Below are 13,362 nucleotides of genomic sequence, written 5' to 3' on the forward strand. Positions count from 1 at the left end.
GTGAGAAAAATCGAACCTCATGAATAGGCTCGCGCACACGCCTGACGTCGGCCACAGCAGCGCCATGCTCCACCAGAGGAGTGCCTTCTTGAAATCCATGATTTTGCACGATGGCGGTGTTTGCGCCGTCATCTCCGGATCCGATTTGCGATCCCGCGCGGCCGTAAACGATCCATCCCGGCCTTGCGAGAAAACCATAAGCCTGACCGTCGAAGCGCTCGCCTCATGGAGCCTTTCCCAGGCGGCGGGCAGCTTTGTCGACGAAGGCGGAACATGGCGGCATCAGACACCCCCGGCGGTGAAGGCATGACGGCGGGCCGTGCTTTCGGCAAATCCGCCGAAGACCAACACCGGGCGCTGGCGTAAGAAACAGAGGCACTCCGGAGCCTGCCGATGACCCCCAGACAGGCTGCGGGGAGCCATTGAACAGGCTCCCATCGAAAGCAAAAGCCATGGTCGAACAGTCACCCGCAGGGGAAGGCAAGTCGGCCGTACCGCTGTGGCGCCGCTTCAGCGCGGGCCTGATCACCGGGGCCGCCGACGACGACCCCAGCGGCATCGCCACGTATTCGCAGCTGGGCGCCGCGTTCGGCTACGGAACGCTGTGGTGCATTTTGCTGACCATGCCGTTGATGATCGCGATTCAAGGCGTCAGCGCCGGCATCGGCCGGGTCACCGGCCGGGGCTTGATGGACGGCATCCGCAAGTACTACCCCCGCCCGCTGGGTTATGCGCTGGTGGTCTCGATCGTGGTGGCGAACGTGATCAACCTGGCGGCGGATATCGGCGCCATGGGCGCGGCGCTGAAGCTGCTGATCGGCGGTCCGACCCTGCTCTACACGCTGTGCTTTGCCGTGCTGTCACTGGGGCTGCAGCTGTTCATGCCGTTCTCGCGCTACTCGCCGATCCTGAAAGTGCTCACACTGAGCCTGTTCGCCTACGTGGGCACGGTGATGGTGATCCCCGTACCGTGGGCGGCGGTGTTCAGGAACATCGTGATGCCGCCGATCACCTGGAACGCCAAGTACGCGGTCGGCGTGGTGGCCCTGCTCGGCACCACGATCAGCCCCTACCTGTTCTGCTGGCAGGCGTCGCAGGAGGTGGAGGAGATGGGCGTTGGCAGTGGCCGCAAGGCACTGAAGCACACGCCTTGGCAGGGCACCGGCGCGCTGCGCCGGATCGGCGTGGACACCACGGTGGGCATGCTGTTCTCGAACCTGATCGCGTTCTTCATCATCCTCACCGTCGCGGTGGTGCTGCACGCGCACGGCAAGACCGACATCACTTCCTCCGCCGAGGCGGCCGAGGCGCTGCGACCGCTGGCGGGCAAGCTGGCATTCGCGTTGTTCGCGGCAGGCATCATCGGCACCGGCCTGCTGGCGGTGCCAGTGCTGGCCGGCGCCACCGCCTACGCGGCCGCCGGCGCGTTCGGCCAGCGCTCCGGGCTGGAGCACAAGTTGCACCAAGCGAAATTCTTCTACGCCGTACTGGTGGTGGCCAGCCTCGCCGGCATGGCGCTCAATCTCACGTCGATCGATCCAGTGAAGGCGCTTTACTGGAGTGCGGTGATCAACGGCGTGGTAGCAGCGCCACTGATGGTCGTGATGATGCTGATGGGCTCGCGGCGCAAGGTGATGGGCACGTTCACCATGCACTGGACACTGAAACTGTTCGGCTGGCTCGCCACCGCGGTGATGGCGGCCGCGGCGGCGGTGATGTTCGTCACCTGGGGCAAGTGAGCAGCATCCGCTGTCGCGCCATATTGACGGCACGCAGCGCACAGTTGGGGAGTCCGGGTGGGATTCCACCACCGGACCGGCGTCCTGATCCGGGCGCTCCAGTGGCATGGACGCGGAACGAGGCGAGGCGCCTGGATTCCGTTGCGCGTCGGCGGCAACCCCATGAACGTCTGGCTGCGACGTACGAACGCTTGCGCGGCGCTGGCGCTGCTCGGGCTGATGCTCAGCGGCTGCTCGGCATTGCGCACCGATTTCGTGAAGCGTCCGTCCCATGCTTTGCCGCCGACCACCAGCACGCCCAGCGCGCGCTACGTGCATGCCGCGGCGGACCAGCATCCGCAGCAGTCCGGCTTCCGCCTGATGACCGACGGTACCAATGCGCTGATGAGCCGCGTGGCGCTGATCGACGAGGCCAAGCACGCGGTCGACCTGCAGTACTACATCTTCAAGAACGACGCGACCGGCCGGCTGGTGGCGCAGCACCTGCTGGCCGCGGCGGATCGCGGCGTGCGCGTGCGCCTGCTGATCGACGACATCAACGTGAGCCACGAGGTCGGCATGCTCGATGCGCTGAACGCGAGCCCGAACTTCAAGGTGCGCCTGTTCAACCCCTTCCACACGCGCAAGCCCTCGCTGCTGTCCAAGACCGTGCAGCTGCTGTTCTCGCCGAGCCGGCTCAACCACCGCATGCACAACAAGTCGTTCATCGTGGACAACAACGTGGCGATCGTCGGTGGCCGCAACATCGGCGACGACTATTTCAGCGTCGACCGCACCACCGACTTCCGCGACCTCGACCTGATCGCGATCGGGCCGGTGGTGAAGGAGGCCTCGCACGCGTTCGACGCATACTGGAACTGCCCGGCTGCGTATCCTGTCACGGCATTCCGCGGCAAGCGCGCCGACCACTACGACTTGGCGCAACTGCGCGCCAACCTCGGGCGCGACGCACGCCACTTCGCGCAAACGGATTACGCGCAGGCGGCGACGCAGGATTATCCCGACGGCCCTTCGGGCGACCGCCATGGTGCGTGGTTCTGGGGGCCGGCGAGGCTGGTCGCCGACCAGCCGGCCAAGATCGAACCGCATCAGGACAACCCGGCGCTGCGCATCGCCCCCCAGATCCGGGCGATGACCGACCAGGCGCAACACGAACTGCTGCTGATCTCGCCGTACTTCGTGCCCAGCAAGCAGGACGTGCGTTATCTCGTCGGCCTGGTAGCACGCGGCGTGACGGTAAAGGTACTCACCAATTCGCTCGCCTCCACCGACGAGCCTGCCGTGCATGCAGGCTATTCACGGCATCGGCGCGCGCTGCTGGAAGGCGGCGTGCAGCTGTGGGAACTGCGTCCCGCCGTCGGCGCGCCGCAACCGGCAACCGCCAAGGGCACCTCGTCCGGCGTCAGCCTGCATGCCAAGGCGATCGTGGTGGACCGGCAACAAACCTTCATCGGTTCGATGAACATGGACCAGCGCTCGAAGCTGCTGAACACCGAGATGGGCATCATCGTCGACAGCCCGGCATTGGCGGCCGCAGTGAAGCAATTCTTCGACAACGCCACCCGGCCGGCGAACGCCTATCGGGTGATCCTGGTCGCGAGAGGCCTGCCGCACGCCGGCCGGATGCGATGGCTGACGAGCGACGACGGCAAGCCGGTGAGTTACGACCGCGATCCCGGCGTCAGCATGATGCGCCGGCTGGAAGTATGGACGCTCCGGCTGTTGCCGATCGAGGGCATGCTCTGAGAGGAGAAGGTTGGCGAGAAGGAATAAGGGAGTAGGCAGGCTCCACCGCCGACATACGTACCAAGGCTATCCGTCCTTTCACATCGCGCATCCGCTCGACGTAAATGCTGTGTGTCGCATCGTACATACGGCCCGCAAGAGATGTTCGATGATGCCTGTGCGCACTCGCTGCTCTCGGCGCAACTACGCGGCAATCTCCAAAGATCGGGCAGTTCGCCCGGGACAACAGACACCTCCAGTGACCGGGTGCCACAAAAGTGGCCCGGTTCAGACATCCATCCAGCGCCCCCTGTCACCACTTCCGTGCGCATGGGCGTGGCAAGTGACAACGCGGACAAAGGACACATCTCATGAAACGCCATCTTCTCGCATTGAATTCGGCTTTGATCGTCACGGCCATGGCCGTCCATCCGAGTCCGGCGCGCGCCCAACATCCCGCCGACCTGGACTGCACGATGCAGTTCTCTCTTTCAACCTGGTCGCTTGTCTACAAGCAGTCGGAGGGACGCGGGCTCGTCACCTGCCGGGATGGCCAGTCCATGCACGTCAAGATTGTCGCCAGGGGCGGTGGCCTGACCGTTGGCAAGTCCCGTATCGACGACGGAACGGGCCGTTTCACCGACGTGCATTCGATATCGGAGATTCTCGGCCACTACGGTGACGCCGAAGCTCATGCGGGAGCCGGCAAGGCAAGCGAGGCGCAGGTGCTCACCAAGGGAGAGGTCTCCCTTGCGCTGTCCGGTACCGGCAGAGGCATCGATCTTGGCGTCGACGTCGGAGAGGTCACGCTCTCGCGGACAAAGTGACGGGATTGCGGCGGCTCCGGCGGCATGCAGGCAGGTATGGCCAAGCAGCCTCGCCAATGTCCAGGGCTTGATGCCCCGGAGAAAATAGCGGCAATCGGCGACCACCTTGAATCACCTGCCACTTCCGGCATCCAGTTCGCATGCTTCGCCGAGCCGATCCGTCCACATCCATGCAGATTATCGAGAAAAACCATGACTACAACTTGTATTGGCGACAGCCATCTCGAGAGGGATTTCGACATTCTTCTGCAACACAACGAACGACTCATGCAGGAAAACGAGTCGCTGCGAGTCGAACTTAGACGGCTCTCCGCGGGGGGCGTGCCGATTCGATCGGTCGAACGCTCGCTGGCGCCGGCTCATGGAACTGCCGATCCCGCCCTGGCATATATCTCTGTCGGCGATGACATGGATGACTCCCCTTGCGGATGAAGCCGAGTTCCGGGCCCGCAGGCTAGATTCGTCCCATCAAGATCAATACGACGACGACAAGCACGATGAGACCCAGGCCACCGGTTGGGCCGTAGCCCCATTGCCGGTTGTACGACCAACGCGGGATCGCGCCGATCAGCAGCAGGACGAGTACCACCAGAATAATGGTGCCAATGGTCATTTCGGTTCTCCTTGGAATCGGTGAAGCAAGCACTGCACCTCGGAAACCTCGACCTCGGATGGCAGGATTCTTCATGCGTGTCTTGCCGCAAATCACCTTATCCAGGTGGTGAGTCGAGATCTGTTCGATAACGAACGCTGTGGCCTCTGGAAGAGCCTTGGCGATAGGCACCGTGGATTGTGTGCGGTCGGGTACAGACGGCGTACACCACCCACTGCATCATGACCTTGCGCCAGTGCATCGGGATGAAAGCATGGGTCGTCCGTGCGCCTGAAGGCCAGGAGCCTTCCGCGGCTCGATGCAGCCATCGACCGCTCCGCCACGTCCGCCATGTGGTGGCGCAGCAGAAGACACACCGACCCCAGCAGAGAGCCTCATGTTCGATGACTTGCTAGACATGGCTTCGCACGGTCTGCTCCACGCAGGGCCGACGACAGTGCTGCTTTATCTGCTGGTGACGACGCAGCTCACCATATTCACCGTGACCCTGTATCTGCATCGCAGCCAGACACACCGCTCGGTCGATTTCCATCCCGCGCTCGCGCATTTCTTCCGTTTCTGGAGCTGGTTGACCACCGCGGTGGTCACCCGCGAATGGGTGGCCGTGCATCGGAAGCACCATGCGCACGCCGATACCGCGCAAGACCCGCACAGCCCCTACATCGTCGGCATCCGCCGGTTGCTGTGGGAAGGCAGCGAGCTATATACCGCGGCACGCCACGACGGAAAGCTGCTGGCCAAGTACGGCCGTGGCACGCCAGACGACTGGATCGAACGCCACGTGTACACGCCTCACTGCAATTGGGGTCCGACGCTGCTGGCGTTCATCAGCGTGGCCCTGTTCGGCGTCGGCGGCATGGCAATATGGGCAGTCCAGATGATGTGGATTCCTTTCTGGGCCGCCGGCGTGGTCAATGGCATCGGCCATTGGTGGGGTTATCGCAATTTCGAGACTGCGGACAAGTCCGCCAACGTCGCGCCGCTTGGCATCTGGGTCGGTGGCGAGGAGCTGCACAACAACCATCACGCCTTTCCCGGTTCGGCGAAGTTCTCGGTACGCCGCTTCGAATTCGATCTGGGATGGTTCGTCATCAAGGCCCTTTCCAGACTCGGGCTCGCGGAGGTCAAGCGCATCGCCGTGATCGAACAGGCAAACATGACGAACCATCTGGCCATCCGCATGGCACAGCCGGTGACATTGGCGCCACGGGTGAAAGTCATGACGGAATTCTTCCGCAAGGTCACCTTGCCGGTTGTGCGCGAGGAAGTCCGACGCAGGGATCGCCACACGCCACCACTTTCGATACGCCTGCGCCACGCGCTGGCCGACGGCGGCCGCTGGTTGTCGACCGACGAGCGGAAGCGCCTCGATGCGTGGATCGATGCCCGGCCGCGCCTGCGCACCATCTGCCGGTTCCGGGCACAGCTTGCCGCATTGATGGAAAGCCGCCGTGCGGATCGCGCGGCGGAGTCGATGATGCAATGGGTGCGTGCGGCCGGGGTCACCGGCATCGACGCGCTGCAGGGGTTCGCCCTCTCCATGGGAGCCAACATGGTCGTGCCAGGCTTTCAAGTCGCAGCTGCCGACGCCGCTTTTCCGTCCATCCATTGCCCGACTGGCGATGCGGCCGTCCACCCACTGCGGGATCCGCATGTCTGACCCGTTGTGGTCGCTCCTGCTCGGCGTGTTGCTCATTGCGATGGTGCTGACCGGGTCGCTGCTCGCCCGCATCCTGCTCAGCAGCGCGATGGTTTATCTCGTCATCGGCTACGCCATGGGGCCTGCCTGGCTTGGCCTGATAGCGCCCGACCCACGCAGCAACCCGGACCTGCTGGGGCGGATAGCCGAGATAGCGTTGCTTATCTCGCTGTTCACCGTCGGTCTGAGGATGGAGGTGCCGCTGCTCGACCGGCGCTGGATACTGTCGCTGCGGCTGGCCTTCGTCTCCATGACGATCACGGTCGGGCTCATCGCTGTGGCGGGGGTCTGGGGACTGGGGCTCTCGTGGGGTGGCGCGGTGTTGCTTGGTGGCATCCTGGCACCTACCGATCCCGTGCTTGCCTCGGGGGTCAAAACGGAGCGCGGAACAAATCCCGATGACCTCCGTTTCAGCCTTGCCGGCGAGGGTGCATTGAACGACGGCACCGCCTTCCCGTTCGTGCTGCTTGGCCTCGGCTTGCTGGATCTGCATGCCCTCGGTGCGTACGGATGGCGCTGGTGGGCGATAGACGTGTTGTGGGCCACCGTGGGCGGGCTCGGCATCGGTGCGCTGCTGAGCGCCGCGATCGGCAGGCTGCTCGTGCACCTGCGCACGCGCCATCGGCAGGCGACCGGGCTCGATGAGTTCGTCTCGCTGGGTATCGTGGCGGTGACCTATGGCGTGGCGCAGCTTTGCCATGCATCGGGGTTCTTGGCCGTGTTCGCCGCAGGCCTGGCGCTGCAACGGGTAAAGGAACATCCGCAGGTCGGGACGACGTCGCTCGGCACGGCACCCCAGTTCCATCGGCATGCTTACGCTGCGCTGGCCACGCACTCCCACCACGCGAGCGCGACGATGACGCATGCCGTGCGCGGCTTCAACGCCCAACTGGAAAAGCTGGCCGAACTGACCATGGTGCTGCTCGTCGGCGCGATGCTCCCCTACATGACTCCGTGGCGCGACCTGTGGTGGTTCATCCCGCTGCTGTTCGTGGTGATACGGCCGGCGGCCGTGTTCGCCGGCACCCTCGGGGGATCCGCAGGCCTGCCCCAACGCGCCATGATCGGCTGGTTCGGCATTCGCGGGATCGGCTCCGTGTTCTATCTGTTGTTCGCGATCCGGCATGGCGTGAACGGTCCGCTCGCACAGAAACTGGTCACGCTCACCCTGGCTTGCGTGGCCGTCTCTATCCTGGTGCACGGTGCGTCGATGCGGACGTTGATGCGCTGGTATATGAGACCCTTGGGCGATGATGCCGGGACATAAGCGAAAGCCCCTGGGGTCCATCCCGGGGGCTTTCGTTTGTTACAGCGGACTCATGGGCGGCGGAGACATGGCCTGCCGCCGGCCATGGCTCACGTGTGCTTCTTGTAGTCGTCGCGGCTCTTGCCCACTTCCTTCTGGAACTTACCAACCTGTTTCTCGGCTTGGCCGGAAGCCTCTTTCACCGGGTTGCCGGTGACTTTCCCTGCGGCCTCCTTCACTGCACCCTTGATCTCGTGCTTGGTACCTTCGATGCGATTCTTGTCCATGATCATCTCCCATCGCCGGATTGCGACCTCAATGACATGACTAACCTACGCGCATAACAGTCCCGTCTCTGTACGACGGCACACATACGTCGGCGCCGATATGATGTCCGGCGTGCTTCCGTACTGAGCGCGAGACTCCGGGGTAGCCCGCGTCAACAGCGTCGCCTCTTCCGGTGGCATACTTGGCCGTACCAATAGTTGCGTCGCCAAGGGACGCTGAAATTCACTTCCGGAACGATAGAGGAAAGCCATGGTTGAAGCTTCCGATCCGCGACGGAATCGACTTCTCGCTGCTCTGCCCCAAGCCGAATGGGGCCGCTGGTTGCCGCACCTCGAACCCGTGAACATGCCACTCGGCAAGGTGCTCTACGAGTCTGGCAGTCGCTTGAGCCACGTGTACTTTCCAACGACCTCGATCGTCTCGCTGCTGTACGTGATGGAAGACGGCGCCTCCGCCGAGATCGCGGTCGTTGGCAACGAAGGCATCGTCGGCATCTCGCTGTTCATGGGCGGCGAGTCGACGCCAAGCCGCGCACTGGTACAGAGCGCTGGCCAGGGATTCCGCCTCAAGTCGGACCTGATGCTGCAGGAATTCAATCGTGCCGGCCCCGCCCTCCACTTGCTGCTGCGCTACACGCAAGCCCTGATAACCCAGATGTCCCAGACGGCGGTATGCAACCGCCATCACTCGTTGGATCAGCAACTCTGCCGCTGGCTGCTGCTGAGCCTGGATCGGCTGAATTCCGAAGAGTTGGCGATGACACAAGAACTGATCGCCAACATGCTTGGCGTGCGCCGCGAGGGCGTCACTGAAGCCGCCGGCAACCTGCAGCAAGCCGGGTTGATCCGCTACCAGCGCGGCCACATCACGGTCATTGATCGCGCCGGACTCGAACGGCGCACCTGCGAATGCTACGCCGTGGTCAAGAAAGAGTACGACCGCCTGCTTCCACAACCGCTACCGTGACTAACCATAGTCAACCGCTTGATTGGCCCAAAAATCCGCACTCAGGTTACCCCCGATAACGGTCGCTAATCACCCTTCGCCGGCACTCGCTTTGCGACGCGTGAAAACGTTGCCAATGCGGCCTTCGACGGCCTTGGCGCTGCACGCGATGGTTGAAGCCACCCGGCTCCATTAAGCACCGAAGATTTGCACTCCGCAGTGGCAGAGGTCATCAAGGCGACACACCGGCTCGGCATATCTCGCCGAAATCCGACGTGTGCACTTCACTCTACGACTTGGGGCCACAAGCAAGCTGCTCCAATGCGTACTGGATGGCGTATGGGCACTCGACGCGTCTGGCTACCTTGCCTTGGCCGTCCTGACGCTCCGGGTAAGCCAGGTACATCCGCATCGTGCGATCGCTTATGCCCAATCGGCGGGCCGCCTCACTCTGACTCAGACCAGCATGCTCCAACAACTCCCGCAAGTACGTGGGGTTGGGGGCGTGAAGCCTAGCGTCCGGTTTAGCCATGCCCTCCATGATGCCAAAAAGGCCCCGGCACTTGCGCGGCTGCGTGTTTTTAGGAAATTATTTCCTAGAAATAAAAAGGAGGGGTTCATGGCGGTCTGGAAGTTCGCCGGAAACGCCTGCGACTTTGTGCTCGTCCCTGGCATCGCCAAGGAGGACGCCGAGTGCGGCTACCTTGGTCGAGACACCGTCCACCTGGTGGCTGAGGAAGACCCTGATTCCCTGTTCGACTGCCTGCTGGACCTCGACTTCGGCGGCGACTCGACCCAGCGGATCGCGTGCGACCAAAGCATCTTCACCGTGGCCGGCATGGAGTTCCGTCGTAGTAACTACGCTTCGTTTCGTTTTCTGCATGCACTTCCTGAGGATGGTGCGCAGTCGGGCTCGTTGGCGCAGATGAGTGAAGTCTCCGACCGAGGAGGCATCTCGTGACCGAGCTGCTTTTCCTCGATACGGAGTGGGCGACGGACGCCAGTCGCCAGCTGGTGAGCCTAGCGTTGGTCAATGCCGACGGCAGCAAGCGCTTCTACGCGGAGCGCGATCCCCTGCCCGAGGTCGCTTCCTCGTTCGTGCGGAAATTCGTGTACCCGCTGCTGGAACGCGGTGACTCGGCCCTTCCCGATCATGTGTTCACCGAGCGATTGCGCGCCTTCGTGGCCTCCTGCGACAACCCGCGCATCCACTTCGGCGGCCCAATCGACATGGTTCAGTTGAACCAGACGCTGGCGGGGTTCGGCTGCGACAAGGGTGGAATCCCGCCCTACATGCCGGTGCACGTCAGCCGTCAGGACGTGATGGACGAGTTGGAACGGTATTTCCAGAACAACCCCGAGGCCTTGGCGCGACGCCACCATGCAGGCGTCGATGCCGAGGCGTTGCGCCATGCCTTCGTGTTGGTGGTCGACCCATGAGAGTGATTTATCTGGATTTCGACGGCGTGCTGCACTCGGACGAGGTGTATCAGGATCACCAGGGCCGGGTGTACCTGCGCGGCCATGGCCAGTTGTTCGAGCACTCGCCGGTGCTGATCGAAGCGCTTGCACCCTACCCCGACGTGCGCATCGTGCTATCCACGTCGTGGGTGCGCTTGAAGGGTTACGGATGGGTGCTCAAACGCCTTCCGAAGAGCCTGCGCGAGCGAGTCATCGGCGCCACGTGGCACTCCGACTTCGGAAAGGACTCGGAGGAACGTTTCTGGTGGCGCTACGCGAGCCGCTATCGGCAGATCCTACGCGACGTGCAACGGCGACAGCCGACACAGTGGCTCGCCATCGACGACGACCTTGAAGGCTGGCCCGACGATGACCGGAAGCATGTGGTGGGGTGCTCGCCACTGGTCGGATTGAGCGGTGGAGGAGCCCAAGCAAAACTGAAGGCGAAGCTGGAGGCGTGGGGATGAACCAAGCGAACCTTAAGAACACGATCATCGTGGCATGGCTGGATCTCGATCCCGATCAGCTCGCTGCCGACGTGCCGGTCGTGATGATCGCTCGACCAAGGCCACAGCGGGAGGAGGATGGCGGTGGTGCAATCATCGAGGATTTTCCCTATGTCTCCTGGCGAACCATTGGTGCATACAACGAGCGGGTGTACGAGGCCTTCGCGGGGTACAAGGGATCGCACACAACAGATCTCCCCGGATATGCCTACGCGGAGGATTGGAAGGAATTTCTGTACGCCTTGCGCAAGGCGCGCGCGATCGCCTCCGATCCGCTCTGGGAAGCACCGCGCGACGGCGTGGTCTATCACTGCCTGGCGTGAACCATGAATCCGCAACCCGAATTGCTCCTCCACATCGTGGCGAGGATCAAGGAAAGTCCCGAGGCGGCCGCAGAGTTCGAGCGAAGCATCAGCTTCCTGCTCGGCCAGGGTGATGGCGCGACCGCGATCCTGACGGTGCGGCACTTGATCGTGGGCGGCTGGAACGTGGAATCCATGCAGAAGCTGCTCGACACTCTGACGCTCAATGTTCCTGCGGACGGCGGCCGCGACGAGCCCGTGCTCTATCTCGACTTCGACGGCGTGCTGCACCCTTACCCGACCGAAGATGGCCACTTCGAAATTCCAGAGCAGTCGCTTTTCCGCTTCGCGCCGCTGCTCGAAGCACAGCTTGAACCCTACCCACAGGTGAAGATCGTGCTTTCCACAACGTGGGCGAAGAACAAGACCGGCCCCGGCGCGCTGGTATACCTCAAACCTGGCCTGCAGCAGCGCGTGGTAGGTGCGACATGGGATCAGCAGACCCGTTCATACCACGTGCCCGTGGAAGATCGCGAACGGCGCCTATCGCGCTACGAGCAGATCGCAGTCGACGTGGCATGGCGCAAGCCCAGTACATGGTTTGCCCTGGAAGATGACTTCAAGGAATGGCCAAGCGATCAGCACCATCATCTCGGATGGTGCTGGATGACCATTGGCTTCAAAGAGCCACGCGTGCAAGAGGCCTTGCAGGACTGGCTGGATTCGCTGTGAAGCTCTTTCTCGATGTGGAATGGGCGGACGTGCTGGCGAGCGAGCTGGTGTCGATCGCGTTAGTCTCCGACGATGGCCATCACGCGTTCTACGGCGAGCGCAATCCTTTGCCTGCTGAGCCCGTGCCGTGGGTGGCAACGGTGGTGTATCCCCTGCTGGAACGGGGTACGGCAGCCATGCCCGATCGCCTTCTCACCAAGAGCCTGCGGACGTTTCTCGCATCGATCCCGGCCCCGACCATCATCTACGACTCACCACACGATCGCGCCCTCTGCCAGTACGTGCTCGATGGTTTGGACGAACCGGAACCCGAGGGCCCGGGACCCTCGATCACGTGGCTGCACCTCGAACTGGACGCGGCCCGGGAACGTTGGTGGCGCGATCATCCAAAACACCAACCGCGGCGACACCATGCGGCCATGGATGCTTTGGCCTTGCGCGGCGCTTGGCTGAGCCAACAGGGATGCTCGTTGTGAATCGCATCTTCTTCTGCGGGGATCCCCACGGTCGCTTCGTGCACATCATCGAGGCGGTGCTTGCTCACCGGCCAGCGGCCATCGTGCTGCTGGGCGACGTGCAGACGCCCGAGCCGCTGGAAGTGGCCTTACGCCCGATCCTCGATCGCACGGAAGTCTGGTGGATTCACGGCAACCACGATACTGACAGCGATGCCGACTACGACAACCTGTTCGGTTCGGCCTTGGCCGATCACAATCTGCACGGTCGTGTGGTCGAGGTTGCCGGGGTTCGCATCGCGGGCTTGGGTGGGATCTTCCGCGGTCAGGTTTGGACCCCACCCTACCAGCCACGTTATCCATCGGCGGAGGCCTTTCTTGCCCAGTGCGGCAAGGGCAACCGCTGGCGTGGTGGCTTGCCGCGCAAACACCGCAGCAGCATCTTCCCAAGCGACTGCAAGGCGCTCCTGCAGGAGAAAGCGGACGTGCTGGTCAGCCACGAAGCTCCGAGCTGCCACTCGCATGGCTTTCGCGCGATCGACGAGCTGGCGTTCAGCCTTGGCACGCGGATGGCCTATCACGGCCACCACCATGAGCACGTCGAGTATGGCGAGGATGAGGCCCAACGGCTCGGCTTCCGGCCGTTCTCAGTCGGCTACTGCGCAATCCGCGATGAGCTGGGAAACATCGTACGCACAACGAATGTTGGAGAGGACCTATGAACGTCGGCGAGCTGATTTCCCGATTGCAGAGGTATCCGACCGAAGCGCGCGTGGTCACGCCTCATTTCGAGCGTGGTTACGACAAGATTACGGCCTTGACGG

General features: G+C 63.0%; 18 protein-coding genes. 15 read left to right on the forward strand and 3 right to left on the reverse strand.

Annotation, left to right across the window (positions count from 1 at the left end):
* Nucleotides 1-88 precede the first annotated feature (88 nt).
* The 5 genes from ABQJ54_RS14180 to ABQJ54_RS14200 all read left to right on the forward strand — a co-directional run bounded on the left by ABQJ54_RS14180 (nucleotide 89) and on the right by ABQJ54_RS14200 (nucleotide 4,723).
* The gene (locus tag ABQJ54_RS14180; protein WP_367854967.1) at nucleotides 89-310 is read left to right on the forward strand and encodes a hypothetical protein; all 222 of its coding nucleotides are present in this window, start codon (nucleotides 89-91) and stop codon (nucleotides 308-310) included.
* A gap of 142 nt (nucleotides 311-452) precedes the next feature.
* Nucleotides 453-1,739, forward strand: coding sequence for an NRAMP family divalent metal transporter (locus ABQJ54_RS14185; protein WP_367854968.1), 1,287 nt, complete (start codon nucleotides 453-455; stop codon nucleotides 1,737-1,739).
* A gap of 162 nt (nucleotides 1,740-1,901) precedes the next feature.
* Nucleotides 1,902-3,485, forward strand: a complete 1,584-nt coding sequence (locus tag ABQJ54_RS14190; RefSeq protein ID WP_367854969.1) for a phospholipase D family protein — start codon at nucleotides 1,902-1,904, stop codon at nucleotides 3,483-3,485.
* 350 nt (nucleotides 3,486-3,835) lie between these two features.
* Nucleotides 3,836-4,291, forward strand: coding sequence for a hypothetical protein (locus tag ABQJ54_RS14195; RefSeq protein ID WP_367854970.1), 456 nt, complete (start codon nucleotides 3,836-3,838; stop codon nucleotides 4,289-4,291).
* Nucleotides 4,292-4,327: 36 nt separating this feature from the next.
* A complete protein-coding gene (locus tag ABQJ54_RS14200) occupies nucleotides 4,328-4,723 on the forward strand; it encodes a hypothetical protein (protein ID WP_367854971.1) in 396 nt (131 codons plus the stop codon).
* A gap of 22 nt (nucleotides 4,724-4,745) precedes the next feature.
* Here the strand turns inward: ABQJ54_RS14200 and ABQJ54_RS14205 are convergent, their stop codons facing one another.
* Nucleotides 4,746-4,904 carry a DUF3309 family protein gene (locus ABQJ54_RS14205; protein WP_367854972.1) on the reverse strand — a complete coding sequence of 53 codons (159 nt, stop codon included), beginning with the start codon at nucleotides 4,902-4,904 and terminating at the stop codon, nucleotides 4,746-4,748.
* Between the two features lie 376 nt (nucleotides 4,905-5,280).
* Here ABQJ54_RS14205 and ABQJ54_RS14210 point away from each other — a divergent pair, with 376 nt between their 5' ends.
* Complete coding sequence (locus tag ABQJ54_RS14210; RefSeq protein ID WP_367854973.1) at nucleotides 5,281-6,564, forward strand: DesA family fatty acid desaturase; 1,284 nt, start codon at nucleotides 5,281-5,283, stop codon at nucleotides 6,562-6,564.
* Entirely contained in the window at nucleotides 6,557-7,870 is a 1,314-nt protein-coding gene (locus ABQJ54_RS14215; RefSeq protein ID WP_367854974.1) for a cation:proton antiporter, read from the forward strand. The genes ABQJ54_RS14210 and ABQJ54_RS14215 overlap by 8 nt, the downstream gene beginning before the upstream one ends.
* Before the next feature lie 89 nt (nucleotides 7,871-7,959).
* On the opposite strand, the gene ABQJ54_RS14220 is transcribed toward ABQJ54_RS14215, so the two are convergent.
* Complete coding sequence (locus ABQJ54_RS14220) at nucleotides 7,960-8,136, reverse strand: CsbD family protein (RefSeq protein WP_077485357.1); 177 nt, start codon at nucleotides 8,134-8,136, stop codon at nucleotides 7,960-7,962.
* Nucleotides 8,137-8,386: 250 nt separating this feature from the next.
* Between ABQJ54_RS14220 and ABQJ54_RS14225 the strand changes: the two genes are divergently transcribed.
* Nucleotides 8,387-9,103 (forward strand): Crp/Fnr family transcriptional regulator, encoded by a 717-nt coding sequence (locus tag ABQJ54_RS14225; protein ID WP_367854975.1) that lies wholly within the window; start codon nucleotides 8,387-8,389, stop codon nucleotides 9,101-9,103.
* Nucleotides 9,104-9,371: 268 nt separating this feature from the next.
* Here the strand turns inward: ABQJ54_RS14225 and ABQJ54_RS14230 are convergent, their stop codons facing one another.
* Nucleotides 9,372-9,623, reverse strand: a complete 252-nt coding sequence (locus tag ABQJ54_RS14230) for a helix-turn-helix domain-containing protein (RefSeq protein ID WP_367854976.1) — start codon at nucleotides 9,621-9,623, stop codon at nucleotides 9,372-9,374.
* Between the two features lie 78 nt (nucleotides 9,624-9,701).
* Between ABQJ54_RS14230 and ABQJ54_RS14235 the strand changes: the two genes are divergently transcribed.
* The 7 genes from ABQJ54_RS14235 to ABQJ54_RS14265 are packed head-to-tail and all read left to right on the forward strand — an operon-like array spanning nucleotide 9,702 to nucleotide 13,260.
* On the forward strand, nucleotides 9,702-10,043 hold the full coding sequence (locus ABQJ54_RS14235; protein WP_367854977.1) for a hypothetical protein: 342 nt from the start codon (nucleotides 9,702-9,704) through the stop codon (nucleotides 10,041-10,043).
* Nucleotides 10,040-10,522, forward strand: coding sequence for a hypothetical protein (locus ABQJ54_RS14240; RefSeq protein ID WP_367854978.1), 483 nt, complete (start codon nucleotides 10,040-10,042; stop codon nucleotides 10,520-10,522). Before ABQJ54_RS14235 ends, ABQJ54_RS14240 begins: the two co-directional genes overlap by 4 nt.
* Nucleotides 10,519-11,010, forward strand: a complete 492-nt coding sequence (locus ABQJ54_RS14245) for an HAD domain-containing protein (RefSeq protein ID WP_367854979.1) — start codon at nucleotides 10,519-10,521, stop codon at nucleotides 11,008-11,010. The genes ABQJ54_RS14240 and ABQJ54_RS14245 overlap by 4 nt, the downstream gene beginning before the upstream one ends.
* A complete protein-coding gene (locus ABQJ54_RS14250; RefSeq protein WP_367854980.1) occupies nucleotides 11,007-11,372 on the forward strand; it encodes a hypothetical protein in 366 nt (121 codons plus the stop codon). Before ABQJ54_RS14245 ends, ABQJ54_RS14250 begins: the two co-directional genes overlap by 4 nt.
* Nucleotides 11,373-11,375: 3 nt before the next feature.
* Nucleotides 11,376-12,083, forward strand: a complete 708-nt coding sequence (locus ABQJ54_RS14255) for an HAD domain-containing protein (protein ID WP_367854981.1) — start codon at nucleotides 11,376-11,378, stop codon at nucleotides 12,081-12,083.
* Complete coding sequence (locus ABQJ54_RS14260; RefSeq protein ID WP_367854982.1) at nucleotides 12,080-12,559, forward strand: hypothetical protein; 480 nt, start codon at nucleotides 12,080-12,082, stop codon at nucleotides 12,557-12,559. Before ABQJ54_RS14255 ends, ABQJ54_RS14260 begins: the two co-directional genes overlap by 4 nt.
* On the forward strand, nucleotides 12,556-13,260 hold the full coding sequence (locus ABQJ54_RS14265) for a metallophosphoesterase family protein (protein ID WP_367854983.1): 705 nt from the start codon (nucleotides 12,556-12,558) through the stop codon (nucleotides 13,258-13,260). Before ABQJ54_RS14260 ends, ABQJ54_RS14265 begins: the two co-directional genes overlap by 4 nt.
* The last annotated feature ends 102 nt before the right edge of the window (nucleotides 13,261-13,362 follow it).

Source organism: Rhodanobacter lycopersici (assembly GCF_040812335.1).
GTDB lineage: Bacteria > Pseudomonadota > Gammaproteobacteria > Xanthomonadales > Rhodanobacteraceae > Rhodanobacter_A > Rhodanobacter_A lycopersici.

What these genes read in the sequence shown, in the direction of transcription:
- ABQJ54_RS14185 (WP_367854968.1), top strand. Translation starts at nt 453, where the DNA reads ATGGTCGAACAGTCACCCGCAGGGGAAGGCAAGTCGGCCGTACCGCTG.
- ABQJ54_RS14190 (WP_367854969.1), top strand. Translation starts at nt 1,902, where the DNA reads ATGAACGTCTGGCTGCGACGTACGAACGCTTGCGCGGCGCTGGCGCTG.
- ABQJ54_RS14195 (WP_367854970.1), top strand. Translation starts at nt 3,836, where the DNA reads ATGAAACGCCATCTTCTCGCATTGAATTCGGCTTTGATCGTCACGGCC.
- ABQJ54_RS14200 (WP_367854971.1), top strand. Translation starts at nt 4,328, where the DNA reads ATGGCCAAGCAGCCTCGCCAATGTCCAGGGCTTGATGCCCCGGAGAAA.
- ABQJ54_RS14205 (WP_367854972.1), bottom strand. Translation starts at nt 4,904, where the DNA reads ATGACCATTGGCACCATTATTCTGGTGGTACTCGTCCTGCTGCTGATC.
- ABQJ54_RS14210 (WP_367854973.1), top strand. Translation starts at nt 5,281, where the DNA reads ATGTTCGATGACTTGCTAGACATGGCTTCGCACGGTCTGCTCCACGCA.
- ABQJ54_RS14215 (WP_367854974.1), top strand. Translation starts at nt 6,557, where the DNA reads ATGTCTGACCCGTTGTGGTCGCTCCTGCTCGGCGTGTTGCTCATTGCG.
- ABQJ54_RS14220 (WP_077485357.1), bottom strand. Translation starts at nt 8,136, where the DNA reads ATGGACAAGAATCGCATCGAAGGTACCAAGCACGAGATCAAGGGTGCA.
- ABQJ54_RS14225 (WP_367854975.1), top strand. Translation starts at nt 8,387, where the DNA reads ATGGTTGAAGCTTCCGATCCGCGACGGAATCGACTTCTCGCTGCTCTG.
- ABQJ54_RS14230 (WP_367854976.1), bottom strand. Translation starts at nt 9,623, where the DNA reads ATGGAGGGCATGGCTAAACCGGACGCTAGGCTTCACGCCCCCAACCCC.
- ABQJ54_RS14235 (WP_367854977.1), top strand. Translation starts at nt 9,702, where the DNA reads ATGGCGGTCTGGAAGTTCGCCGGAAACGCCTGCGACTTTGTGCTCGTC.
- ABQJ54_RS14245 (WP_367854979.1), top strand. Translation starts at nt 10,519, where the DNA reads ATGAGAGTGATTTATCTGGATTTCGACGGCGTGCTGCACTCGGACGAG.
- ABQJ54_RS14250 (WP_367854980.1), top strand. Translation starts at nt 11,007, where the DNA reads ATGAACCAAGCGAACCTTAAGAACACGATCATCGTGGCATGGCTGGAT.
- ABQJ54_RS14255 (WP_367854981.1), top strand. Translation starts at nt 11,376, where the DNA reads ATGAATCCGCAACCCGAATTGCTCCTCCACATCGTGGCGAGGATCAAG.